Raw genomic sequence first — 22389 nt, 5'->3', positions numbered from 1 at the left:
AACGTATTCTACCACTTTCATACCGTCCGATAAATTAGTACTATTATAACACATTTTACCGAGATTGATAAAATGCTAACAAGCTATTCTCCACTCTCCAGCTCATCCATATCTTGCTCAAACTTTTTTTGAGCCCATTCGCCATAACTTTTAAGGCCGAGATTGCCGATAAAAACCCAAGGAAGGTAGATCAGATAAGTAATGACCCAAGCAGACAAGTATTTAACGTTGAGAGGATTGTGCTGATAAATTTCGATATTGAATTGATAATTCTGCAGCATCAAGAGAGTCGTAATAGCGAGAGTTAGCAGCAAACACCCTATAATCGTAAAATGAAAACGACTATAGTAGGTCACTCCAAGTTGTCGTGCACGATTGAAAAAGAAGAAAATTCCTAAAAGAAGGGTAACCAGAAGAATATTAGGATTAAAAAGAGCAGGTGCTAATACAGCCACCAAATAACTTAGCAGAATGAGCCCTATAAACACATTAAAAGACTCTGTCCCAGCTTTGTTAATCAGTTGTTCTTCCCTTTCGTCTAATAATTGATAATAAAAAAATCTATTTTTCATCTTCTTCCTCCCAAACTTGCTGATTTCTGCGATTCAAGTATAGGATAACTCTATCCATAGAAAAACTCCCAACGAGATAGATGATAACTGCTAGAACCACTTTTAGGGAGTACTTCCAAGTCAATAGATTGACCAATTCCTCGCGATTGCCTACGATATCAATCAATAAAATCACTATAGAAAATCCCAAAGCAGATAAAATTCTTTCTTTTCCAGTATTCTCAACAATATCTCGAATGTCAATTCCAACATACATGCGGCGAATAATGGCATACAAACCGACTCCAATCAATAAAAGTAATTCTGGTAAATAGGACAGAAGCGTTAAATTGAAGATATAAAGTTTGGCAAAAATTTCCAGTGCCAAAAATAGGCACATTCCCAAGAGAATTTCTCCTGAAATCTTTCCGTCTAATTTTTCCGTACGTTCATCTTTGATCACGAGTTTTTTTCTATTTTTCATCTTCTTCCTCCCAAAATAGTTGGTCTAAAGTTTTGCCTAAGCATCTGCAAATGGACTGACAGAGGGAGAGACTAGGATTGTATTTCCCAGCTTCAATCAAGCCTATAGTCTGCCTAGTAACACCTACAGCTTCTGCCAAATCCCCTTGTGTTAAATCACGCTCTACCCGAGCTAATTTTAATTTTAAATTTTTAGCCACTAGCGTCCTCCTTCACATTTTTAAAAAGTTGCGCTTCTTTCTAAATATATTATACCATATATCTAACTTAATGCAATATATAAATGTCATTTTGTAAGATTTTATTAACAAAAAACTCTCTATCATCTTACATGATAAAGAGTATTCGTTATTTTTTGCTACTTAGCTGAGCTCCTCTTCAAAGGAAAGAAGTCTAGGTCACAAATCCTTTTGGTAATAAAATCTTTGCCCTGTGTAGGGATAGTCTTGCAAGGTAAAGACTTCCTTGTAGCCATGGCTTAGATAAAAATCTGGCGCTTGAAACTGGTAAGTATTGACAAAAGCAAAACGACAGTTTCGATTCTTGGATTCACTTTCAGCTCGCTGCAATAGTTTTGAACCGATTCCTTGTCCCCTCAATTCCTCTTTCACAAACAAATATTCGATTTCCAACCAATTTCCGAAAGTCTCTGCTACTAAGCCTGCCATGAGATTACCCTTTTCGTCTTCGAGATAAAGATTCAGTGGCTCGCTCTCAGACTCTTCTCTTTTAGAACGATTATAAGCACGAATCAAATCCCCTATTTCTTGCGCTTTATGCGACTCCTTATTTTCTAATCTAACGTGCATCCAAACCTCCTTAGAACTGCTACAGCTTGATTATAATCCTATTTCAATAGACTGTCAAACTAGAAAACTCACCAAACAGAGTTGATGAGTTCATGATTTATTTTCTAAATTTCCACTGACTATAAATCCCAAAAACAAGGATCCAGATAGCAGAACCAACTGCCCCCATGAAAGTCGACTCTTGCAAAAAGAGAGTCACAAAAACAAAGACAAAAAAGAGAATGGTTAGGGGATTAAGCAAGCGATACTGAGGCATGAGATAGCCATCAGCCATGAAGTCTTGTGACTTGCGGTATTTTAGATGAGCCACCATAATCAAGATATAAATCGCGATGTAAACACCTGATGAAGATGCGGTGATCAAAGCAAAGGCATCTGAAACACCTGGCAACACATTGATAAAGGCAGCCAGAGCAATCAAGATCGCTGAGGCGATAATGGCATTTTGTGGAACATTGTGGCGAGAAAGGGTATCGACCTTAATGGCCTTTAAGAAACGATTGGGCGAATCATGGGCAATCTGATATAAGTGTCTCCCTGTTGAGTAGAGAGTTGAGTTAAGCGCAGACGCTGCTGAGGTCAAGACAACAAAGTTGATTAGAGCCGCTGCCCACTTGATCCCTGCCAGTTCAAAAACCGTTACAAATGGAGAATCTGAAGAATTAAGATAAGACCAAGGAATAATGGCCATAATCGCAATGAGAGCTCCCCCATAGAAGAAGATAATTCTGAGAGGAATTTCCTTAACAGCTTTAGGTAAGACCTGACGAGGGTTCTTTGTTTCAGAAGTTGTCACCCCGATAAACTCAATCATCAGATAGGCAAAAAATACCATTTGAAAGGCCATGACAAAGTTCATAACTCCGTTTGGAAAAAGAGAGAACTGGTCGCTGATATTTGCCAAACTTGCAACACCATGCGGTGTCTTAAAGCCTGTCAAAACCATAAAAATCCCAGTGGCAATCATGGCTAAAATCGCCACAATCTTGACCATAGCAAACCAAAACTCGACTTCTCCAAAAAGCTTAACTGCAATCAGGTTGACCAAAGCCAAAATCGTTAAAAAGACAAGCTGAATCATCCAGCTAGGCCATGTGGGAAACCAGAAGCGGACATAGTCTGAGATGGCAGTGATTTCTGCCATACCGATAAAGACAACTGACAGCCAATAAGACCAAACTGAGAAATATCCCCAGCCTTTCCCCAAATGACGGGTGATAAAGTTGATAAAGGTATGTTGTTCTGGATCCTGATACAGCATCTCTCCAACAGCCCTCATCATCAAAAACATAAAGGCTCCTGTAATCATGTAAATCAGAATGATCGAAGGTCCAGTAAGGCTGATAGAGCGACCAGCACCTAGGAAAAGTCCTGTTCCGATTGTTCCCGCAATGGCCATCACCTGAACATGGCGATTGGTTAATCCACGCTCCATTTTGTTTTTCTTCTTATTTTCACTCATATAGTCTCCTTTTTATCCAAAAAACCAAAAAGGAGTTGAGCAAGGCAAAACCTTCACTACTCCTTTTTCATTCTATTTAAGCTGTTTTCTCAACCTTTAAGATTTTGACATCATAGCTACCAACTGGTGTTTCAATCGTTGCAGTATCGCCAGTCTTCTTGCCAATTAGAGCACGGCCAATCGGACTTTCATTTGAGACTTTACCAGCAAAAGCATCTGCACCTGCAGAACCGACGATGATGTAGACCTCTTCTTCGTCTTCACCGACTTCTTGGATTGTTACTGTTTTACCGATTGCTACCTCATCTTGGGCAACTGCATCGCTATTAACAATTTCAGCATAACGAATCTTTGTTTCTAGACTTGAAATTTGTCCTTCAACAAAAGCTTGTTCATCTTTCGCTGCTTCATACTCACTATTTTCTGAAAGGTCTCCATAGGAACGAGCAATCTTGATACGCTCTACGACTTCGGGACGTCGAACGAGTTTCAACTCCTCTAATTCTTTTTCTAGTTTTTCCTTTTCTTCAAGGGTCATTGGGTAAGTTTTTTCTGCCATTTTTTTAACTTTCTTTTCTATTTACTTTTTTAAAACAAAATTATGTGGAAAACCACATAATTTTAGTTTGAACTACTTGCTTGAGGTAACTTGCTATTGATATGCTCTGCAACGTTTTGATCATGTTCTTCTTTTGTTGTTGCAAAGTATACTTTACCATCTTCAACATTGGCTACAAAGTACAAGTACTCACTCTTTGTCTGCTTTACACTTGCTTCAATCGCATCCGAACTTGGGCTATCAACCGGTCCAGGCATGAGGCCAAGATGTGTGTAAACATTGTATGGTGAATCAATCGTTGTATCAATTCCAGCGTCATCTGCTAAACTAATCTTTTGACCAAGTTTTCCTTGAGCATATAGGATAGCGATATTACTTTGAAGTGGCATACCAACATTCAAGCGGTTATAGAAGACACCTGCGATCTTCTTGCGGTCTTCGGTCTTAGCACCTTCTTTTTCGACAAGAGAAGCAATGCTGAGCAATTCATTAACTGTCAGATTCTTTTCTTTGATCGTAGCGTAATATGGTGACATAGCCTTATCCATAGCAGCCACCATCTCATCAATCAAACTTTCAACAGTTGTACCGTCTTTGATCGTATAGGTAGCTGGGAAAAGGTAACCTTCAAGACGATAACGAACGCCACTGTCTTTTGTTGGAAGACTTCCAAGTAGGTTTGGATACTTGGCTACTAATTGTGAGATAAAGGTCTCATCTTGAGCTTTTGCCAAGAAAGCATCCGCAGTAAGAGGTTCTTTAAATTCACCTTGAAGTTGTCCTACTGTTTGAGCGATTTGCTCTAATGTATAGCCTTCTGGAATTGTCAAGTTTGCAAGAACAGGTGCCTGAGCTTCAGGAGTCCCACCTTTTTCCAATTCTTGAATCAACTCATCCGTACTCATACTCTTCTTCAAGTTGTAATAACCTGACTTCAAGTTAGCATGGCTATAGTATTTAGCATAAAGACTAAAGATTAGTCCATGTTTAACCAAACCAGATTTTTCCAAGGTGCCTCCAATTTCTTGAACATTTGCACCGTCTGGGATTTGAACCGTTACGTAATCCTTAGAGCTTGCATCCACAGGTTTCAAGGAATCTTGAACATAACCATAACCAAAGTAACCACCAACTGCAACGAGTACTAGGAGAACCAGAACTGTTACTAGGCAACCTTTGGCTTTTGATTTTTTCTTTTTCTTAGTTGATGTTGCACCTTGACGACGACTACGACGTGGAGCATCAGCTAATCCACTGGTAGATTCTGTAGAAACAGGCTCAACTCTTTCAGGCATTCCTGGGGTGATTTCCTCTTTCTTATCTTCTGTTTTATAGGTTACGGCTACCTTAGTCGGAGTATCGTTAAATTCTTTTTCTTCGGGTTTAAGCTCAACTGGTTCTACCTTAGGTTGAACAGGTTCCACTACAGGTTCTTCAGCCAGATGAATCGGCTCTACTAGAGGTTCTTCAGATTCTACAACTTCAATCTTATCAATGATTGGCTGTCTAATCTCTTTCTCTTCTTGGTCATCCGTTTCATCAGTTCTAGCACTTGAAAGTGGAGGAACACTTGGTGCATTCTTTAGAATTTTATCGACAACAGACAAGGAATCAGCCATCAACTCTTCTGTTGATGTTTCTGGTTCAAGATCTGAAGGAGTTGCTGAACTAGCTGGAGATGATGAAGCCGTCAGATTTGGAATCTCTACTTCTTTCTCTCTTTTATCTTGTTCTTTTACTCTTTCTAAATCACGTAGAATCTGCTCTTTAAAACTTAATTTTTCTGTATCTCTTTGTTTTTCAGTCAAAAGCATTACCTCCTTGTTGACAATCCATAATATTATATCTTAAAAGTCGCAGAAAAGCAACTAACTAGGGCATTCCCTAGCTAGTTTCTTTATTTTCTGGCTGCCAAACCATATCGTACCAAATCTCACCTGCAAAGGTTGACTGGGATACTCCTTCATTAACAAAGCCGTGTTTTTCATAATAGGGAATCAAGTAGTCATGGCAGGTCAGGTTGATACCTTCCCTTTCATGCTCTAAAGCCACTTCTTTTAGGGCCGTCAGTAATCTCTTACCGACACCCAAAGCTTGTGCTTCTTTAGCAATGGATAGACAAGTAACAGAGATATAACCTCCAGATTTGTGACTGTGGTCCGCTATTTCTTCTGTAAAGGACTGATCTTGGAGATGGCGGTGTGGGACGACTGGACCTTCGATATAACCAAGAATATGCCCCTCTTTTTCAGCTACCAGAAAACTGGTCTGAATTTCCTGCAAATGCGCCTCAAAGACCGAACGAGGAATGGCTTCCTCCAGTGAAAAATTCTCCAGCTCTATCTCTATAATCCGATCTAAATCCGAAAATCTTGCTTGTCTGATTTTCATATTTCCTCCTGATAAAAAGGATTGGCCCAAATTAGATACCATTCAGAACCACTGCCATAATGACTCTCTGTCACTTCTTCTTCAACAAAGCCATTCATTTCAAAATATGATAGTAGTTCATCAGGACTTTGCAAAAGAATACCTTGGCGATTTAGTTCGACTGTCACCTGTTTCAAGGCTGCAAGAAGAAGAGTTCCCAGACCCTGTCCCCAATGGTCAGGATGAATGGTCAATGATTTTATTTCTATCCATTTGGGATGAAGATACTGAGCTTCTCCTAAAACATAGCCTAGGAGCTGATTTTCATCCCCAGCTACAAGAAAGGTACCCGCAGTCTTGCGGATACTCTCTTCTAAGGATTGGCGACTAAATGCCTCTTCTGATGTAGGATTGGCTTCTTCAATCGCCAACATTTCTTCTAAATCTGATAAGGTAGCTTGCCTTATTATGATTGGAATTTCCATCTGTTTTCCTTATTGGAAGTTGCTTGTCAAGTTAGACAAAAGACGTTCAAATGAATATTCATAGGTTTGGATGTCTCCAGCACCCATAAAGACGTAAACAGCATTGTCATGGTCTAGGAGTGGAGAAACATTTTCAACAGTGATAACCTGGTGTTTTTTGCTGATTTTATTGGCTAAGTCTTCTACTTTGACATCACCATGGTCCACCTCACGAGCTGATCCATAGATTTGCGCTAGGTAGACGGCGTCTGCTTGATTCAATGCATGGGCAAATTCGTCCAACAAGGCAATGGTTCTTGTAAAGGTATGCGGTTGGAAGATTGCCACGATTTCCTTGCTTGGGTATTTTTGACGAGCCGCATCCAAGGTCGCAATAATTTCTGTTGGATGGTGGGCAAAGTCATCAATGATCACTGTATCATTGACAATTTTCTCAGTGAAACGACGCTTAACACCAGCAAAAGTTTTCAAGTGTTCACGAACCAAGTTTAAATCAAAACCTGCTGTGTAAAGAAGACCAATAACAGCTGTCGCGTTCATGATATTGTGACGGCCAAAGGTCGGGATATGGAATTGACCCAATTCTTGTCCACGAAAGTGAACGGTGAAGGTCGAACCAGTTGTTGAACGAAGGAGATCGCTAGCTACAAAGTCATTGCTCTCAGCTTCAAAACCATAGTAATAGATTGGAGCATTGGCTGTAATCTTACGCAACTCAGCATCCTCACCATATACAAACAAACCTTTGGTAATTTGTTTGGCATAGTCGTTAAAGGCATTGAAAACATCCTCTAGACTTGTAAAATAGTCTGGATGGTCAAAGTCAATGTTGGTGATGATAGAGTATTCTGGGTGGTAAGGCATGAAGTGACGCTCATATTCGTCTGATTCAAAGACAAAATATTTGGCATTGGCTGAGCCACGACCTGTCCCATCTCCAATCAAGAAGCTGGTATCTGTGATGTGAGACAAGACGTGTGACAGCATACCTGTTGTTGAAGTTTTTCCATGAGCTCCTGCCACTCCCATGCTGACAAAGTCGCGCATAAAGCTACCTAGGAATTCGTGGTAACGTTTGTAGCTGATACCATTTTGATCTGCATAGGCGATTTCAACGTTATTATCTGGACGGAAGGCGTTCCCCGCGATAATCTCCACATCACCTTGTAGGTTTTTTTCATCAAAAGGAAGAATCGCAATCCCTGCCTGCTCTAGTCCACGTTGAGTAAAGTAGTATTTTTCAACGTCTGAACCTTGAACCTTATGTCCCATTTGGTGCAACATCAAGGCCAAGGCACTCATCCCTGATCCCTTGATTCCAATAAAATGATATGTTTTTGACATGCTTTTCTCCCCTACTCAGTAATTCTTGTCAGATTCAACTCTTGGGCAACCTGACGTTCCTGTTCTGTTTGCTTATTCTTTTTATTATAGATTTGACTCTTCTTTAGAAAATCATAGTTGTTCTTTTTAGCTTTTTCCGTTTGGGTTTTTGAAATTGGATTCGCTACTTGGCCAACCTCCTCAGCTAAGATATAGTGAGACTGGCTCAAGTTTTTACTAAATTTGGCAAACTCACCTGGATTTTCCTTTTGAAATGGTGCTGTTGGTTGGTTTCCTTGACGAACAAGTGTTGAACCATTGTGTCGTCTGGTATGACTAACATCCTGAGTCAAATACTTGGCTGAACGTTTCTTCTTCAAATCCGCACGCGCCTCTTCTCGAGCCAATTCAGCATAGGTTTTTTCAACCTTTTTAGATTCTGGGCTCGGCTTTGACTCCTTATTAACCACTGGAGAAACTACGGTTTCTTCCTCATTGATAGGAGACCATTCCAAATAGTTCTTATCGCGGTAATCACCTTTGATATTGCTAATAAAGTCTGACTCATCGTACAAGTCCATGACTGGCATTTTGGTCAGCATGATCTCATCATCTGACACCAATGGAAATCGATCTTGTTTCATTTTGTATTTCCTTTCAACACTTCATTATAGCGTATTGTCTTGATTTTTCAAGTGCTGGCTTCAGAAATTCCCAAAATTTCACGAATTTCTGCCAGACTGAGACTCGCACGCGACTCCGTACCATCTAAAACTTGGGAAACCAAATGTTTCTTTTGTTCTTGAAGTTCTTGGATTTTTTCTTCAATGGTCCCCTTGGTAATCAAACGATAGACCTCGACCATCTGCTCCTGCCCCATGCGGTGAGCTCTTCCGATAGCCTGGGCTTCGACAGCGGGATTCCACCAAAGGTCAACTAAAATAACCGTATCAGCTCCCGTTAGATTGAGACCAACACCACCCGCCTTAAGGGAGATGAGAAAGGCATCTCTTTCCCCTTGGTTAAAGGCCTTAGTCATCTCCTGTCTGTCATGAGCAGGAGTTGAACCTGTGATTTTGAAGGAGGTCAAGCCCAAGTCTGGGAGTTCTTGCTCGATTTTTTCTAACATTCCTTTGAACTGGGAGAAAATCAAGACACGATGCCCGCCATCTGCCACTTGTAGCAATAAATCTCGGAGACTATCGAGTTTACCACTGGCTCCTTGGTAATCGTCCATGAAGAGTGCTGGCGTATCGCAGATCTGGCGCAATCGCATGAGGCCAGATAAGATTTCTACCCGACTTCTCTGGAATTCTTGATCTGTCACTTGCGCTAGGCGTTCTCGCATCTGTTGCAACTGGGCGAGATAGATAGCCTTCTGTTGGTCTTCCAGTTCATTTTTATAGACGACTTCGATCAGGTCAGGTAGTTCTGTTAGGACTTCTTCTTTCTTACGCCTCATGACGAAAGGCTTGATAAACTGCGCGACTCGGTCAGCCGGTAATTTCATAAACTCCTTTTTACTTGGCAAGAGCCCTGGAAGCACAATTTGGAAGATAGACCACAACTCTCCTAAATGATTTTCGATGGGCGTACCTGACAAAGCAAAGACTGCCGGTACCACAAACTGGCGCAAACTCTGAGCAATCTTGGTTTGGGCATTTTTCATGACCTGGGCTTCATCTAAGAAGAGAAAATCAAAAGCCATCTCTTGATAAAGCTCGCTGTCTTGACGAAAGGTGGCATAGCTAGTCACATAGATTTGGTGATTTTCAGAAAGAATTGCTTCTCGATTCGCTTTTAAACCATGAACGACAGCCAAATCCAACTGTGGGGCAAATTTTCTAAATTCATCTGCCCAGTTGTAGATTAAACCTGACGGCGCTAAAATCAAGACCCGACTATCTTCTGTCACCTGACTCGTCAAAAAAGCAATAGTTTGCAGTGTTTTCCCCAATCCCATATCATCTGCCAGAATGCCACCAAAACCATAGTGATGAAGCATCTGGAGCCAACGGACTCCCTTTTCCTGATAGTCTCTCAAGCTCGCCTGCACCCGTATATCTCCCAAAGGAAAGTCCTCTGGATGGGTCAAATCATGAGCTAAATGCTGAAATTCCTCTGAGAAGGAGATCCTATCTCGACCTTCAAAAAGCTGAGAAAGGCTATAAGCCAGAGATTTTCGCGCCTGAAAAGAACCATCTTTTAGCTCAACCCCCAGTTCCTGCAAATTTTGACGAATCTGCTTGGTTTCCTCATCAAAAAAGTACACTTGGTCAGAAGAACTGATATAGAAATCCTGATTGCTGGTCAGGGCTTTAAGAGCTTGGTCAATCTCTTCTTGGGCAATCCCTTGGAAATCAAATTGGATCTCCAACAGTCCTCCCTTGGACTCAATCTGAACCTGAGGAGCTTGGACACTGTAGAGCTGATTGATTTCATCAGACAAGAAAACCTGACCCAATTTCTCAAAAGCTGGAATCGTATGGTGAAAGAGAGAATAAACTGCCTCTGGCTTCAAAGCCTGTCTCCAAGACTGAAAATCAGCCTCAAAACCAGCCCCTAAACAGACTTGAAATAGCTGATTTTCCAAGACGGCATCGCTTGAAAATGGTAATTGTTCCAGCTGTTGACGACTAGTCACCTTAACCTCTCCATAGTCAAACTGGATATTCAAGCGGATACGACCATCCTTCTCCTTGTCAAAGTAAAAGATTGGTGAAAAGGGTCTGATTTGCAAACGCTCGGGGGCAGACACTGTTCCTAGCTGTCCAAACAAAGGCAGACAGGCAGCCAGACGGTCACGATCACTGTTGTCAAACTGGAGGCATTTTCTCCCTCTTTCCTCCTGAGGAAGCTCCTTGATTTCCTTTAGGAGGCTGATTTGTTTAGGGTTTAAGAGATAAAGATTCCCCTTACGAAAGAGAACTGCCCCTCCATAGAATACGTTAACTCGCTCACTTTCAGAAATCTCCATCTCAAAATAATCGGGAAACTCCTGCACAGAAAAAGAGAACAGTTCTGCATCTGGATCTAAATCATTAAAGAGAAGATTTTCATAACTTGTAATCTGATGTTCGAAATGAAAATCCTCCAAGTTCATCAGCAACTCCACTCCCTGCTCAAAAAAGGTCAGAGGGAAAAAGAGGTGACGACCTTGATTGGGGAAAAAGAGGTCTTGACTCAGTCCCTCCTCAATTAAGCCACATAAAAAAGTAAGAACTTCTTGACTAGCTGTATCAAAAGAATCCCAAGACAAGTCATTTTCATAGTGTTTTCCAATCATATATGACTTTCGATGGACTAAGACCTTCAAAAAGAGAGGGATGTCACGAATGACATAATATTTTTGACTATCAACTAAACCGATTCGGAGAGTCCAAAGGAGGCGATTGGTTCCAGCTTCTACCTGACCTTGAGACGACAAAGTGTAGATTTTCTCTCTCTTCTGAGGTTGGATCCGCTCCAAAAAACTACCGCCAAAACTAACCTTTGTTTCGACCTCTTCTTGCTCTTCATGTCCTTTTTCTAAGGCTTGTAAAATCACCTGGCCCTCTTCATCATTTTTCAGATAATGCTCGAGCGCTGCTAGGTGAACACAATAACCTCTTTTTTGGAAAAAATCGCAAGCACAAAAAACCAGATCATCCTCTAAACTGTAGCGCAAGTCTTCTCCCGCCACACGAGTATAGAGGCGATTCCCTTTTTCCTTGATAATCTCAATGTTGCCAGTTTCATAGAGTGTAACACCCTCCATGCGCAACTTTCCCGGAATCAATTTAGCCATAGTTACTCCTTTATCTTATCTTTTCATTATACCACATTTTCCCCTATGAAAATAGCCTTCTAGGAAGACTTTTCTCCTAGAAGGCTCGATTTTTAAAGTGTAGCAAAAGTGGTCACGATGCGTTGGCAAACCTCTTCCAGTACTGACTTCGGCATAGCCACATTGAGGCGGGCATGAAGAGTTCCCTCCTCTCCAAAGTCCAAACCTCGGTTCAAGATAACCTTGGCTTCATTCTTCAAAAGCTCTTGTATGCGGTCATCCGTTAGGTCATAGGCTGAAAAATCAAGCCAGATCAAGTAGGTACCTTGTGGTTTCATGACCTTAATCTTGGTTTCGTTGCCCAAAACATCCACTACATAGTTAATATGGTCCTCGATAACTTCTTTTAGTTCTCCTAACCAGTCCTTGCCATAACGGTAGGCAGCTTCTGTCGCCAAATAACCCAAGCCTGAGATTTCATGTTGGTTATTGGCCAACTGGCGTTTTTGAAAGGCCACACGAAGCTTTGGATTTTCAATAACTGCATAGGAATTCTTGGTTCCAGCAATATTAAAGGTCTTAGTGGCACTGCTCAAGATAAGGGCAAAGTCTTTAAAGGCGGGATCAATGGTATTAAAAGACTGGTGTTTGTGACCAAAGAGTGCCAAATCTTGGTGAATCTCATCTGAAACCAACAAAACACCATGTTTTTGGCAGAGATGCCCAATCTTTTCTAACACTTCCTTTTCCCAAACACGTCCACCAGGATTGTGGGGATTGCAAAGGATATAAAGCTTCACATCCTCTTCCACCAATTCCTTCTCCAACTGGTCAAAGTCAATCTCAAACAGCCCATCCTTTTCCACCAAAGAATTGGTAATCAATCTGCGATTGTTCAGTTTGACACTGCGGGCAAAAGGTGGATAGACCGGTGTGTTAATCAGAACAGCCTCTCCTTCTTTTGTAAAGGCTTGAATAGCTGTTGAGATGGCCGGTACCACTCCCTCGATAAAGACGAGGGCATCCTTGTCAAAGCGATAGCCGTGTTGTGTGGCTTCCCAGTCCTGAACCGATTCAATCAAAGCATCGCTAGCATAGGTATAGCCATAGACCAACTGATCTGCGTAGGCTTGTACAGCTTGTCGAACCTCAGGCAAAACCACAAAGTCCATATCTGCTATCCAAGCTGGTAGAACTTCTCGGTCAGCTTCTGCTTCTTTCCATTTATAGGTATGGTGCCCAAAACGATTGGGCAGGCTTGTAAAATCATATTTTCCCATATCTATCTTATCCTTCCAAAGCTTGGCGCAAGTCCGCAATCAAATCTCTAGCATCTTCAATCCCAATTGACAAGCGCAAGAGGTCATCTGTTAATCCATAGGAATGACGCACTTCTGCTGGAATATCCGCATGGGTTTGAGTCGTCGGATAGGTGATCAGACTCTCCACCCCACCCAAACTTTCCGCAAAAGAGAATACTTTCAAGCTATTTAAAATATGAGGAATACGTTTTTCATCCACTACTTTAAAGGAAATCATACCCCCACGTCCAGTATAGAGCACTTCCTTGACAGCAGGTGAATCCTTCAAAAAAGCAACCACTTCTTGGGCATTGGCTGTAGAACGTTCCATACGAAGAGGTAGAGTTTTAAGACCACGAATCAACTGATAACTATCAAACGGTGACAAGACTGCACCTGTCGTATTCAAATTGTAGAACAGTTGTTCATATAGTTCTAAACTATTAGTCACAACCACCCCAGCTAAGACATCATTGTGCCCTGCTAGATACTTGGTCGCTGAATGAAGAACGATATCCGCACCGTCTTCAATCGGACGTTGATAAATCGGACTGTAGAAGGTATTGTCCACCACTACCTTGGCACCCTTGGCATGAGCTAGTTTGGCTAGTTTTGCAATATCAAATTCCAACATCAAGGGATTGGTTGGTGTTTCAATATAGAGAACATCCACATCTTTCTCCAACTCAGCAATCAACTCTTCTTCTGTATTGGCATAGGTAAAATGGAAACGGCCTTCCTGCTCGACTTGGTTGAACCAACGGAAAGAACCCCCATAAAGATCTCTCACAGCCAAGACTTTACTTCCTACTGGAAAGACACTAAAGGCCAATACAATTGCAGCCATTCCTGAGCTTGTCGCTAGGGCATAGTCTGCTGACTCAATAGCCGCCAAGACTTCCTCCGCCTTACTGCGAGTTGGGTTTTTGGTACGAGTATAGTCAAATCCCGTAGACTGACCGAACTCTGGATGCTGATAAGTGGTTGAAAAATGAAGCGGTGTTACCAAGGCACCTGTAGCCTCATCTGACTTGATACCAGCCTGGGCCAAAATTGTGTTGATGTGTAGTTCTTTGCTCATACAATACCTCCAAATCTATAGTAACTATTGTACCACTTATTTTTACTAACTCATTTTCTTGTTTTCAAGAGCTAGTTATAGTTTCAAACTATATAAAAACGATAGTTCCTTGAGAAACTATCGTTTTTCCTGTTGAATAGACTGGTTATTTAACGTGTTTTGCCAGTTCTTCTTGGGCTTTTTTATTTGATTCTTCTTTTTCTTTTAGCCATTTTTCTTTAGCTTTTTCATACTCATCAGCCGTTACAGTCTTATCTTGTAACTTGAGATACTTGTATGATTCGACACCCTTATTTCCAGCTTGTGAGAATGGTGATGAGAATGGAACTGTCTTTCTCAAGGTCGGTGTTCCACCCTGAGAAACGTTTGGAATTGCAAGGGCGCTATCAACGAGCCAAGCTTGAATTTCAGCATATTTTTCATAACGTTTTGCTGGATCTTGCTCCTTGTTCGCTTCTTCTAACATTTGAGTGTAAGTATCCAGACCAACTGCCTTAGCCTTGTCATTGACCTCACCTGGTTCTAGACCAAGGTTTTGCAACATACCACCGTTATTGACATTTAAGATATCAAGATAACTTGATGGATCCAAGTAGTCCGCACTCCAACCGCCATTATAGATATCAAAGTCTTTTTGAGCTGCTGTTTGAGCGAGGTAGCTAGAGTTGTCAAAGTCATCTGTTGATAGCTGTTGGATATCGATAACCACATTCTCAGCTCCTAGAACAGATTCGATGGATTGTTTCAAAGAACTTGCTTCAAGTACACCTTTTTTAGCTGATTGGTCTACAGATACATCCAAGTGGATTGGGAATTGCACACCCTTAGCTTCCAATTCTTTCTTAGCTTCTGCAAATTTAGCTTTAGCCTTGTCAGGATTGTAGTATGGATCTTGTGCATCTGCAAAGTTGATTCCTTGCCATTCTTGGCCATATTTGACCATCTTTTCTGAAACAACATCGCCAAAGTCTTTTCCGTTGATACTTACAAATGTTGGAGGTACAACCAAGTTACGAATAATCTTTGTTGCTCCGTCCTCCCCTTGAGATTGTGCTCCATAGGCTGTACGGTTATAAGCATAGTTGAAGGCTTGACGGAAGTTTTTATTCAGAACTGCTTCTTGGGTTGATTTCTTTTCGATATCAGAGGACTTAGACGTGAAGTTATAAGATTTTCTGTCCAAGTTGAAGTTCAAGTAATAAGAAGTTGCATTTTGCATACTATAGATGATGTTATCCTTGTTCTTCTCTTTAATGCCTTCAAAGCTTGAGCTATTTGGATAGAGACGCGCATAGCTGTATACTCCTTCTACAAAGTTACGTGCTAGGGCATCTTGGTCACTACCATCATAATAGGCCAATTTCACATCATCCACAAAGACATTTTTTTCATCCCAGTAGTTAGGATTTTTCTTGAATTCGATAACAGATTTTGAAACAAACGATTTCATCAAGAAAGGTCCATTGTACAAAATACTAGAAGGGTCTACCTTACCAAAGTCATCCCCTTTTGATTTTAAGAAATCTGCATTGACAGGGAAGAGAATGGTTGAAGTTGTTTTAGAATTCCAATAAGATTCTGGACGTGTCAAAGTGTACTGAACTGTTTGGTCGTCAATCGCCTTAACACCGACAGTTGAAAAGTCAGTTGTTTTCCCGTTGATATAGTCATCCAAACCTGCTACAGAGTCTTGAACAAGGTACAAGGCTTCGGATTTTTTATCAGCAGCATATTTCAAACCTGTCACAAAGTCTTGGGCCGTTACAGGGGCGTATTCTTCACCCTCATAAGTATACCATTTTGCATCCTTACGCAATTTGTAAGTATAGGTCAAACCGTCCTGAGAAACAGTCCAATCCTCTGCCAATGATGGAACATAGTTACCGTATTGGTCATTTTCCATCAACCCATCCACCAAATTGGTCACGATGTCATTGGTTGTTGCACGGTTTTCTGCAAGATAGTTCAAACTAGATGGATCGCTCGAATAAACATAGTTGTATGTTTTAGTAGCGCTACTTGAATTTCCACATGCGCTCAGTAAGATACCTGCGCTTAACACGACACTTGCAAGTGTCAGATACTTGGCCTTAGACTTTTTCATTTCCAGAACCTCCTATTTAAAAGTTTTGTCTTATTATACAGCTTTGGTTTTATTTAGTCAAGTAATTTCTAAAGAAAAACTTAAAAAAGCATATTTTTTGCTCTTGATTTTAGAAAAAGTTCTCTTTTTTTAAGAAAAATGTAGTATAAAAACCTTTCTGTTAAAGAAAGGTTAAATTCATTACTTTTATTTATAAATCTTTTTACGATATTTTCAATCGTGTACGTAGTCGGTCTGCTTGAGCTTTGCCGATTATCTTGTCCAGAAGTCGTGTCCGTAGGCTCATCAAACCATAAAGACCTCCTCCAAGCCCTCCGATGAGAGCCACATAAAGGAAACTCCAAAAACGTCCACTTGGTTGGAAGACAAAACCGAGTAGCCACTGCAAGAAGCCAACTAGGATAAACATGACAAGGGTCAAGATGGTAATCAAAATGGTTCGCTTCAAGATTATCTTTCGACGAGCACCCGTTACCTGGCAGATGTCACGGTACATCAGGACATTCGGAATAATCAAACCGATAGTCGTTGAAATCAAGGGACCATAGCTATGGAAAATAGCAATGGTTGGCAATTGCAAGACAATCTTAGCAATGGAACCATAGATGAAGTATAGAACTGCCTTGCGGTTTCGGAACATGGCCTGAAGCATAGGAGACAAGACCATATACAAGCCTAGGATAGTAGACTGCAAAACTGCAAAGACAAACAAGCCCATGGCCAGACTATCTGGCTTACCGTAAAAGACTGTATAAAGAGGCTCCCCTACCATGACCACTCCAACCGTTGCCGGTAGTAGAAATAAGAAGAGCATGGTGAGGCTATCTTGGACTAGGCGAGCCGCAGCTGGCAAGTCACCTTTTACATAGTTTTCCGTCAAAAGCGGCAAGCCGACACTCCCAATTGAAACTCCCACAGAGATTAAAATCATGGTAATTTTATTAGGATTGGCAGAGAAATAAGAAAACATGACAACCAAGTCTTCATTGCTGTAGTTAGTAAACCACTTCATACTATTGATAAAGCTCATCTGGTCTAAAATCTGGAAGAGCTGGATGGCTGATCCTGTCAGGATAAAGGGAATGGCTTCCTTGATCGTATCGACTAAGAGTCGCTTACTATTGATTTTATCCCGTGTTTCAAAGACTCTTTTAAGCAAACCTTCTTGGGCAAGGAAGTAGATCAAAACTGCAAAACTTGCCACCATCCCCACAAAGGCTGCAAAGGTCGATTGGGTAACTGCTGCTAGGTAGTCACCAGAACCCATCTTCATAATGAAGAAGGTTGCCATCAACATCCAGATAACACGAATCACCTGCTCAGCGATTTGACTCATAGCATAGGGTTTGAGGTTATTCATCCCTTGGAAGAAGCCTCGAATGACACTCATAGATGGGAAAATCAAGACCGCCCAAGCCAAGCTCTGCATGATGGGAATCAGGTCTTTCCCCACACCTGACAAATCTGCTAACCAAGGAGAAAAGAGATACAAGACCAAGGCAAAGACTAATCCCAAGCCCGTCATAAAGCTTAGGAAACTCCGAATCAAGGCAAAGCTATGCTCTTCTTCTCGCATGGTATTGTACTTAGCCACTTGTTTGGCGACCGCAACTGGGATACCCGCTGTCGAAATCAGCAAGAACCAGGCGTAAATATTGTAGCCCATGGTAAAGAGACCATTGGCCTTGGCAGCATAGGTCCCCATCCAGATATACCAGGGAATAATGTAGATAGCACCAAGGAGGCGACTAATAAAGTTACTAGCTGTTAGCCAAGCAGTCCCTCGCAACATCTGGGCTTGCTGGTGATTGTTTTCGTTAGACATAGCTTCCTCATTCAATTTTGATAACTAGGAAAAGTTCCTTATCTTCCATTATAAACTTTTCCTTGTTACTTGTAAAATTCGGGCTTGAAGTTTATAATAGAAAGTATGATTAAGATTGAAACCGTATTAGATATTTTAAAGAAAGATGGCCTTTTTCGCGAGATTATTGACCAAGGACATTACCACTACAACTACAGTGAAGTTGTTTTTGACAGCATCAGTTACGACAGCCGAAAAGTAAAAGAAGGGACTCTTTTTTTTGCCAAAGGTGCTGCCTTTAAAAAAGAATACCTCCTATCCGCTATAAGTCAGGGTTTAGCCTGGTACGTTGCCGAAAAGGACTACGAAGTCGGTATCCCCGTCATCATTGTGAACGATATCAAAAAAGCCATGAGTTTGATTGCTATGGAATTTTACGGCAATCCACAAGAAAAACTCAAAATTCTCGCTTTTACAGGGACAAAAGGAAAGACAACAGCTGCTTACTTTGCTTACCACATCCTATCTCAACGCTACCCAACAGCTCTCTTGTCAACTATGAACACAACTCTGGATGGCGAGACCTTCTTTAAATCTTCCTTCTCAACACCCGAAAATATCGATCTTTTCGACATGATGGCTCAGGCTGTTAAGAATGGAAGAACCCATCTTGTAATGGAAGTCTCTAGCCAAGCCTATCTTGTTCATCGAGTCTATGGCCTGACCTTTGATGTAGGTGTCTTTCTTAACATCACTCCTGACCATATCGGTCCGATTGAGCATCCTAGCTTTGAAGACTACTTCTACCACAAACGTCTCTTGATGAAAAATAGCCGAGCAGTTGTCATTAATAGCGACATGGACCACTTTTCTGTATTGAAAGAACAAGTGGAAGATCAAGAACATGACTTCTATGGTAGCCAGTCAAGTAACCAAATCGAGAACTCCAAAGCCTTTAGCTTTTCAGCTACAGGTAAACTCGCTGGTGATTATGATATCCAACTCATCGGCCACTTTAACCAAGAAAATGCAGTTGCTGCAGGACTTGCCTGTCTTCGTCTGGGTGCCAGTCTAGAGGACATCAAAAAAGGGATCGCTGCAACCCGCGTTCCTGGACGTATGGAAGTTCTCACTCAGAAAAATGGAGCCAAGGTCTTCATCGACTATGCCCACAATGGTGATAGTCTGAAAAAACTGATTTCTGTTGTTGAAACTCATCAAACTGGAAAGATTGCCCTGGTTCTCGGTTCGACTGGAAACAAGGGTGAAAGTCGTCGCAAAGACTTTGGACTCCTTCTCAATCAACATCCTGAGATTCAAGTCTTTCTAACTGCGGATGACCCCAACTATGAAGATCCAATGGCCATTGCAGAGGAAATCAGCAGCTATATCAGTCATCCTGTTGAAAAGATTGCCGATCGTGAAGAAGCCATCAAGGCGGCCATGGCCATCACAAATCAAGAACTCGATGCCGTAATTATTGCAGGTAAGGGAGCCGATTGCTACCAGATCGTCCACGGAAAGAAAGAAGACTATCCTGGAGACGCAGCTATCGCAGAACGTTATCTATAAAAAAATCAAGGGAAACATTCCCTTGATTTTTTTAGTCTTCTTTTTTAAATGAATTTTTAAGACCTTCAACGGCACCTTCTACAGCACCTTTAGCATCTTCAACAACTTCTTTTGCTTTGGCAATTGTTTTTTCTACAGTGCCTTCTGCTTCTGTCTTGCTATCACCAGTAACTTTCCCAAATCCTTCTTTGATAGCACCAGTTGCTTGATCCAATTTATTTTCAAGTGACATAGTTCTGTCTCCTTTGCTTTTAATACGATAAACGTTATCGCTTACATTCAGTTTATGCTTATTCTTTAGCAAAGTCAAACAATCTGCTCAAAATGTAGCAATTAAGGAAAATAGAAAGTCAACCGTTCCTTGTCGAAATCAACAATCAACTCATACTTCCCTTCTTCGTTTTGCACAACATAGCCCAAGACGACTAGACTCTCAACGAAAATATCACGACGTTTCTGTATCAGCTGGTCCTTTTTGAGAAATTTCAGTAAAAAAGTCGTCATATACTTGAGGGCGTACTCAGGATTAACATCTCCTAAAATAGCATAGAGTTCCTGCTGTTTTTCTGTCAAAGGATATTGATTCTTGACCTTGTAGAAATAGTTAGACAGGGTCATCTTTTCTCTAGCAAAATCTGTAGATTCGACTAAAATGGCAGCATTGGTTTGATTGCACAATTCCGTCTCAAAAGTTTTCTCCAGCAAGGCTTGATAAACTGGACTATCCTCTCTGACAAAAATTTCTTGGTCAAGGACCAGACTATCTATTGATTCTAGAAAAGGGAGATTGAGGGAATAGCGTTTATTTTCCCTTCGGATCAATCCTGCCTTTATATACTCTTCCATGAGTTTATCAACTGCCACATCTGGAAACTGGGCCTTGATTTCTCGGAGGATCACATCGTCATGCTGGTCCAGATAGTCCACCAAATCTATAAAAAATGGCTGCCGAGTCAAACGAGATGGATTAAAAATCTGAATCATGAAGATTCCTTTCTTTACATTCTAAAAGGGGGGATGCTGCTAGTTGACTAGGATTGGTCCCTGGTTGATTCAGAGGCACTGGAAGTTCGAGTTTCCTGTAGTATTCCCTCCAAAAATCACTGATCTCCTGCTCCCCGTCCCCAAATTTCATGGGAATAGTTTTAAAAATCGGGAGGATTTCAGCGATATACTGGGAGCAATAAAAGCCAGAACCATCTGGATAAAAAGAGGCATTATAGGGTGCACCCAAATGTTTGCTAGCTCTCTCCTTTACCAAGTCAGCTTCCAGCTCTGGATAGACATAAAGATCGTAAAGATGAGTTGGTTCAAAAAATTCAGCCGGTTCTTGACAAATGACACCAGCTTTCCCACTAGCATGGTAGATGAAACCGTCCAAAAAGATGGCTACATGACTATAGTTCCCAGTAGAAGCCTGGATAGCCTGCCCCATATCTGAAAGATCCTTCACAAAAATCAAATCACCATTTTCTAACATCTTTCTCTCCTAGAAAAAAAGGAGCCGAAACCCCTTTAGCTATATAGAAAACACCGTTTTCTATTTTGAAATAATACCCAAAATTTTAAGCATTAAAGCTTTCAGTCAACTGAGGCACCACTTGTTTCTTACGTGAAACAGCACCTGGAAGGAAAGCATGGTTGTTTTCAAGTTTGAAATTGAAAGCTGCTTCCACCTTATCTATGTTTGATCCAAGAGCCAGAATTTCAGAGTTTGAGTTGACGATGTCTGTAATCATCAAGACAAAATCTGAGTAGCCGTTTGCCGCATTAGCCGCTTGCATTGCTGCTTCGATTTCTGCTTGGCGTTCCAAGACTTCAGCAATATCAACAGTATTGACTTGGGCAACACGAACCTTATTTCCATTGAGTTCAAAGGTCTTAGCATCGATATCAATCAATTCTTCAGCAGATTTACTAGCCAAGTTTGTACCAGCTTTCAACATAGCAAGACCGTACTCTTCCAAGTTGACGCCTGCTAATTCAGCCAATTCAGGCGCAATGACTTTATCAGATGGGTGAGTTGTTGGAGATTTCAAAAGAAGAGTATCTGAAATCAAACCTGAAAGCATCAAACCTGCGATTTCTTTAGGAACAGCTACACCATGCTCTTTGAACATGCGATAAACGATAGAAGACGCTGATCCAACTGGTTCCAAACGCATGTAAAGTGGGCTGGCAGTTTCAAAATTAGCCACACGGTGGTGATCCACAACTCCGTAAACTTCTACTTCAGCGATATCTGACACTGACTGTTGGAATTCATTGTGGTCAGTCAAGATGACTTGCTCTGCACCTTCTGCTTTAGCAGATGTGATGACGCGTGGTGCTTCTACACCAAAATAGTTCAAAACGAAGGCTGTTTCTTCATTAGGAGTTCCAAGTGCTACTGCTTCTGTGTCCAATCCATAAGCCTCTTTTGCAAGGTAAGCAAAGGCTACAGATGACCCGATGGCATCTGAGTCTGGATTTTGGTGACCAAATACTAGAATCTTAGACATGATAATACCTCTTTAAATTTATTCATCTTATTGTAGCACTTTTTTCCTCTTTTGACAAAAGTAAGAGGAGCCAAAAGACTCCTCCTTAGACATCAATATCGTAGCTCTATAATTTCTGTAGTGGGTAAAACCACTGTAGGAATTATGGAGTCTATTTTTTTGTAGAAAAAAAGCCCCATAAGACCTATAATGAAAAAGTGACCAAACCCTCATTAGAA

General features: G+C 41.2%; 21 protein-coding genes. 1 reads left to right on the top strand and 20 read right to left on the bottom strand.

Features of this window, described 5'->3' with window-relative positions:
• Positions 1-83: 83 nt before the first annotated feature.
• The 16 genes from O3622_RS06090 to O3622_RS06015 form a co-directional block, all read right to left on the bottom strand.
• The gene (locus tag O3622_RS06090; protein ID WP_371607205.1) at positions 84-572 is read right to left on the bottom strand and encodes a DUF6773 family protein; all 489 of its coding nucleotides are present in this window, start codon (positions 570-572) and stop codon (positions 84-86) included.
• Positions 562-1035, bottom strand: a complete 474-nt coding sequence (locus tag O3622_RS06085) for a DUF6773 family protein (protein WP_198464519.1) — start codon at positions 1033-1035, stop codon at positions 562-564. The genes O3622_RS06090 and O3622_RS06085 overlap by 11 nt, the downstream gene beginning before the upstream one ends.
• Entirely contained in the window at positions 1025-1234 is a 210-nt protein-coding gene (locus O3622_RS06080; RefSeq protein WP_001107502.1) for a helix-turn-helix transcriptional regulator, read from the bottom strand. The genes O3622_RS06085 and O3622_RS06080 overlap by 11 nt, the downstream gene beginning before the upstream one ends.
• Before the next feature lie 198 nt (positions 1235-1432).
• Positions 1433-1843, bottom strand: a complete 411-nt coding sequence (locus tag O3622_RS06075; RefSeq protein WP_084943092.1) for an N-acetyltransferase — start codon at positions 1841-1843, stop codon at positions 1433-1435.
• Positions 1844-1940: 97 nt separating this feature from the next.
• Positions 1941-3305, bottom strand: coding sequence for an amino acid permease (locus O3622_RS06070; protein ID WP_371607204.1), 1365 nt, complete (start codon positions 3303-3305; stop codon positions 1941-1943).
• Positions 3306-3381: 76 nt separating this feature from the next.
• Entirely contained in the window at positions 3382-3864 is a 483-nt protein-coding gene (gene greA / locus O3622_RS06065; protein WP_000818765.1) for a transcription elongation factor GreA, read from the bottom strand.
• A 62-nt stretch (positions 3865-3926) separates the two neighbouring features.
• A complete protein-coding gene (mltG, locus tag O3622_RS06060; protein WP_371607203.1) occupies positions 3927-5678 on the bottom strand; it encodes an endolytic transglycosylase MltG in 1752 nt (583 codons plus the stop codon).
• Positions 5679-5748: 70 nt separating this feature from the next.
• Positions 5749-6255, bottom strand: a complete 507-nt coding sequence (locus O3622_RS06055; protein ID WP_371607202.1) for a GNAT family N-acetyltransferase — start codon at positions 6253-6255, stop codon at positions 5749-5751.
• Positions 6252-6719 carry a GNAT family N-acetyltransferase gene (locus O3622_RS06050; RefSeq protein WP_371607201.1) on the bottom strand — a complete coding sequence of 156 codons (468 nt, stop codon included), beginning with the start codon at positions 6717-6719 and terminating at the stop codon, positions 6252-6254. Before O3622_RS06050 ends, O3622_RS06055 begins: the two co-directional genes overlap by 4 nt.
• 9 nt (positions 6720-6728) lie before the next feature.
• A complete protein-coding gene (gene murC, locus O3622_RS06045; protein WP_000048079.1) occupies positions 6729-8063 on the bottom strand; it encodes a UDP-N-acetylmuramate--L-alanine ligase in 1335 nt (444 codons plus the stop codon).
• Positions 8064-8074: 11 nt separating this feature from the next.
• Positions 8075-8686, bottom strand: a complete 612-nt coding sequence (locus O3622_RS06040) for a hypothetical protein (RefSeq protein ID WP_000806747.1) — start codon at positions 8684-8686, stop codon at positions 8075-8077.
• A gap of 47 nt (positions 8687-8733) precedes the next feature.
• Positions 8734-11829, bottom strand: coding sequence for a DEAD/DEAH box helicase (locus tag O3622_RS06035; protein WP_371607200.1), 3096 nt, complete (start codon positions 11827-11829; stop codon positions 8734-8736).
• Between the two features lie 92 nt (positions 11830-11921).
• Positions 11922-13088, bottom strand: a complete 1167-nt coding sequence (locus tag O3622_RS06030) for a MalY/PatB family protein (RefSeq protein ID WP_084944931.1) — start codon at positions 13086-13088, stop codon at positions 11922-11924.
• Positions 13089-13095: 7 nt separating this feature from the next.
• On the bottom strand, positions 13096-14190 hold the full coding sequence (locus O3622_RS06025; RefSeq protein WP_000031946.1) for a cystathionine gamma-synthase: 1095 nt from the start codon (positions 14188-14190) through the stop codon (positions 13096-13098).
• Positions 14191-14335: 145 nt separating this feature from the next.
• Positions 14336-16294 (bottom strand): peptide ABC transporter substrate-binding protein, encoded by a 1959-nt coding sequence (locus O3622_RS06020; RefSeq protein WP_371607199.1) that lies wholly within the window; start codon positions 16292-16294, stop codon positions 14336-14338.
• Positions 16295-16496: 202 nt separating this feature from the next.
• Positions 16497-18119 (bottom strand): polysaccharide biosynthesis protein, encoded by a 1623-nt coding sequence (locus O3622_RS06015; RefSeq protein ID WP_096753459.1) that lies wholly within the window; start codon positions 18117-18119, stop codon positions 16497-16499.
• A 105-nt stretch (positions 18120-18224) separates the two neighbouring features.
• Here O3622_RS06015 and O3622_RS06010 point away from each other — a divergent pair, with 105 nt between their 5' ends.
• Entirely contained in the window at positions 18225-19670 is a 1446-nt protein-coding gene (locus O3622_RS06010) for a UDP-N-acetylmuramoyl-L-alanyl-D-glutamate--L-lysine ligase (protein WP_371607198.1), read from the top strand.
• Positions 19671-19701: 31 nt separating this feature from the next.
• On the opposite strand, the gene O3622_RS06005 is transcribed toward O3622_RS06010, so the two are convergent.
• The 4 genes from O3622_RS06005 to O3622_RS05990 all read right to left on the bottom strand — a co-directional run bounded on the left by O3622_RS06005 (position 19702) and on the right by O3622_RS05990 (position 22171).
• Entirely contained in the window at positions 19702-19902 is a 201-nt protein-coding gene (locus O3622_RS06005) for a CsbD family protein (RefSeq protein ID WP_125422297.1), read from the bottom strand.
• A gap of 101 nt (positions 19903-20003) precedes the next feature.
• Complete coding sequence (locus tag O3622_RS06000) at positions 20004-20654, bottom strand: DUF1803 domain-containing protein (protein ID WP_371607197.1); 651 nt, start codon at positions 20652-20654, stop codon at positions 20004-20006.
• Positions 20638-21150, bottom strand: a complete 513-nt coding sequence (locus tag O3622_RS05995; RefSeq protein WP_049477472.1) for a YiiX/YebB-like N1pC/P60 family cysteine hydrolase — start codon at positions 21148-21150, stop codon at positions 20638-20640. The genes O3622_RS06000 and O3622_RS05995 overlap by 17 nt, the downstream gene beginning before the upstream one ends.
• Before the next feature lie 85 nt (positions 21151-21235).
• Complete coding sequence (locus O3622_RS05990; protein ID WP_084940516.1) at positions 21236-22171, bottom strand: manganese-dependent inorganic pyrophosphatase; 936 nt, start codon at positions 22169-22171, stop codon at positions 21236-21238.
• Positions 22172-22389 lie beyond the last annotated feature (218 nt).

It is taken from the genome of Streptococcus sp. 27098_8_51 (genome assembly GCF_041432205.1).
In the GTDB taxonomy this organism is placed as follows: domain Bacteria; phylum Bacillota; class Bacilli; order Lactobacillales; family Streptococcaceae; genus Streptococcus.
The sequence above is the reverse complement of the archived record's forward strand: the minus strand, read 5'-3'. Positions and strand labels throughout refer to the sequence as shown.

What these genes read in the sequence shown, in the direction of transcription:
- O3622_RS06040 (WP_000806747.1), bottom strand. Translation starts at nt 8,686, where the DNA reads ATGAAACAAGATCGATTTCCATTGGTGTCAGATGATGAGATCATGCTG.
- O3622_RS06090 (WP_371607205.1), bottom strand. Translation starts at nt 572, where the DNA reads ATGAAAAATAGATTTTTTTATTATCAATTATTAGACGAAAGGGAAGAA.
- O3622_RS05990 (WP_084940516.1), bottom strand. Translation starts at nt 22,171, where the DNA reads ATGTCTAAGATTCTAGTATTTGGTCACCAAAATCCAGACTCAGATGCC.
- greA (WP_000818765.1), bottom strand. Translation starts at nt 3,864, where the DNA reads ATGGCAGAAAAAACTTACCCAATGACCCTTGAAGAAAAGGAAAAACTA.
- murC (WP_000048079.1), bottom strand. Translation starts at nt 8,063, where the DNA reads ATGTCAAAAACATATCATTTTATTGGAATCAAGGGATCAGGGATGAGT.
- O3622_RS06010 (WP_371607198.1), top strand. Translation starts at nt 18,225, where the DNA reads ATGATTAAGATTGAAACCGTATTAGATATTTTAAAGAAAGATGGCCTT.
- O3622_RS06015 (WP_096753459.1), bottom strand. Translation starts at nt 18,119, where the DNA reads ATGTCTAACGAAAACAATCACCAGCAAGCCCAGATGTTGCGAGGGACT.
- O3622_RS05995 (WP_049477472.1), bottom strand. Translation starts at nt 21,150, where the DNA reads ATGTTAGAAAATGGTGATTTGATTTTTGTGAAGGATCTTTCAGATATG.
- O3622_RS06035 (WP_371607200.1), bottom strand. Translation starts at nt 11,829, where the DNA reads ATGGCTAAATTGATTCCGGGAAAGTTGCGCATGGAGGGTGTTACACTC.
- O3622_RS06005 (WP_125422297.1), bottom strand. Translation starts at nt 19,902, where the DNA reads ATGTCACTTGAAAATAAATTGGATCAAGCAACTGGTGCTATCAAAGAA.
- O3622_RS06050 (WP_371607201.1), bottom strand. Translation starts at nt 6,719, where the DNA reads ATGGAAATTCCAATCATAATAAGGCAAGCTACCTTATCAGATTTAGAA.
- O3622_RS06075 (WP_084943092.1), bottom strand. Translation starts at nt 1,843, where the DNA reads ATGCACGTTAGATTAGAAAATAAGGAGTCGCATAAAGCGCAAGAAATA.
- O3622_RS06000 (WP_371607197.1), bottom strand. Translation starts at nt 20,654, where the DNA reads ATGATTCAGATTTTTAATCCATCTCGTTTGACTCGGCAGCCATTTTTT.
- O3622_RS06055 (WP_371607202.1), bottom strand. Translation starts at nt 6,255, where the DNA reads ATGAAAATCAGACAAGCAAGATTTTCGGATTTAGATCGGATTATAGAG.
- O3622_RS06020 (WP_371607199.1), bottom strand. Translation starts at nt 16,294, where the DNA reads ATGAAAAAGTCTAAGGCCAAGTATCTGACACTTGCAAGTGTCGTGTTA.
- O3622_RS06025 (WP_000031946.1), bottom strand. Translation starts at nt 14,190, where the DNA reads ATGAGCAAAGAACTACACATCAACACAATTTTGGCCCAGGCTGGTATC.
- O3622_RS06030 (WP_084944931.1), bottom strand. Translation starts at nt 13,088, where the DNA reads ATGGGAAAATATGATTTTACAAGCCTGCCCAATCGTTTTGGGCACCAT.
- O3622_RS06085 (WP_198464519.1), bottom strand. Translation starts at nt 1,035, where the DNA reads ATGAAAAATAGAAAAAAACTCGTGATCAAAGATGAACGTACGGAAAAA.
- mltG (WP_371607203.1), bottom strand. Translation starts at nt 5,678, where the DNA reads ATGCTTTTGACTGAAAAACAAAGAGATACAGAAAAATTAAGTTTTAAA.
- O3622_RS06070 (WP_371607204.1), bottom strand. Translation starts at nt 3,305, where the DNA reads ATGAGTGAAAATAAGAAGAAAAACAAAATGGAGCGTGGATTAACCAAT.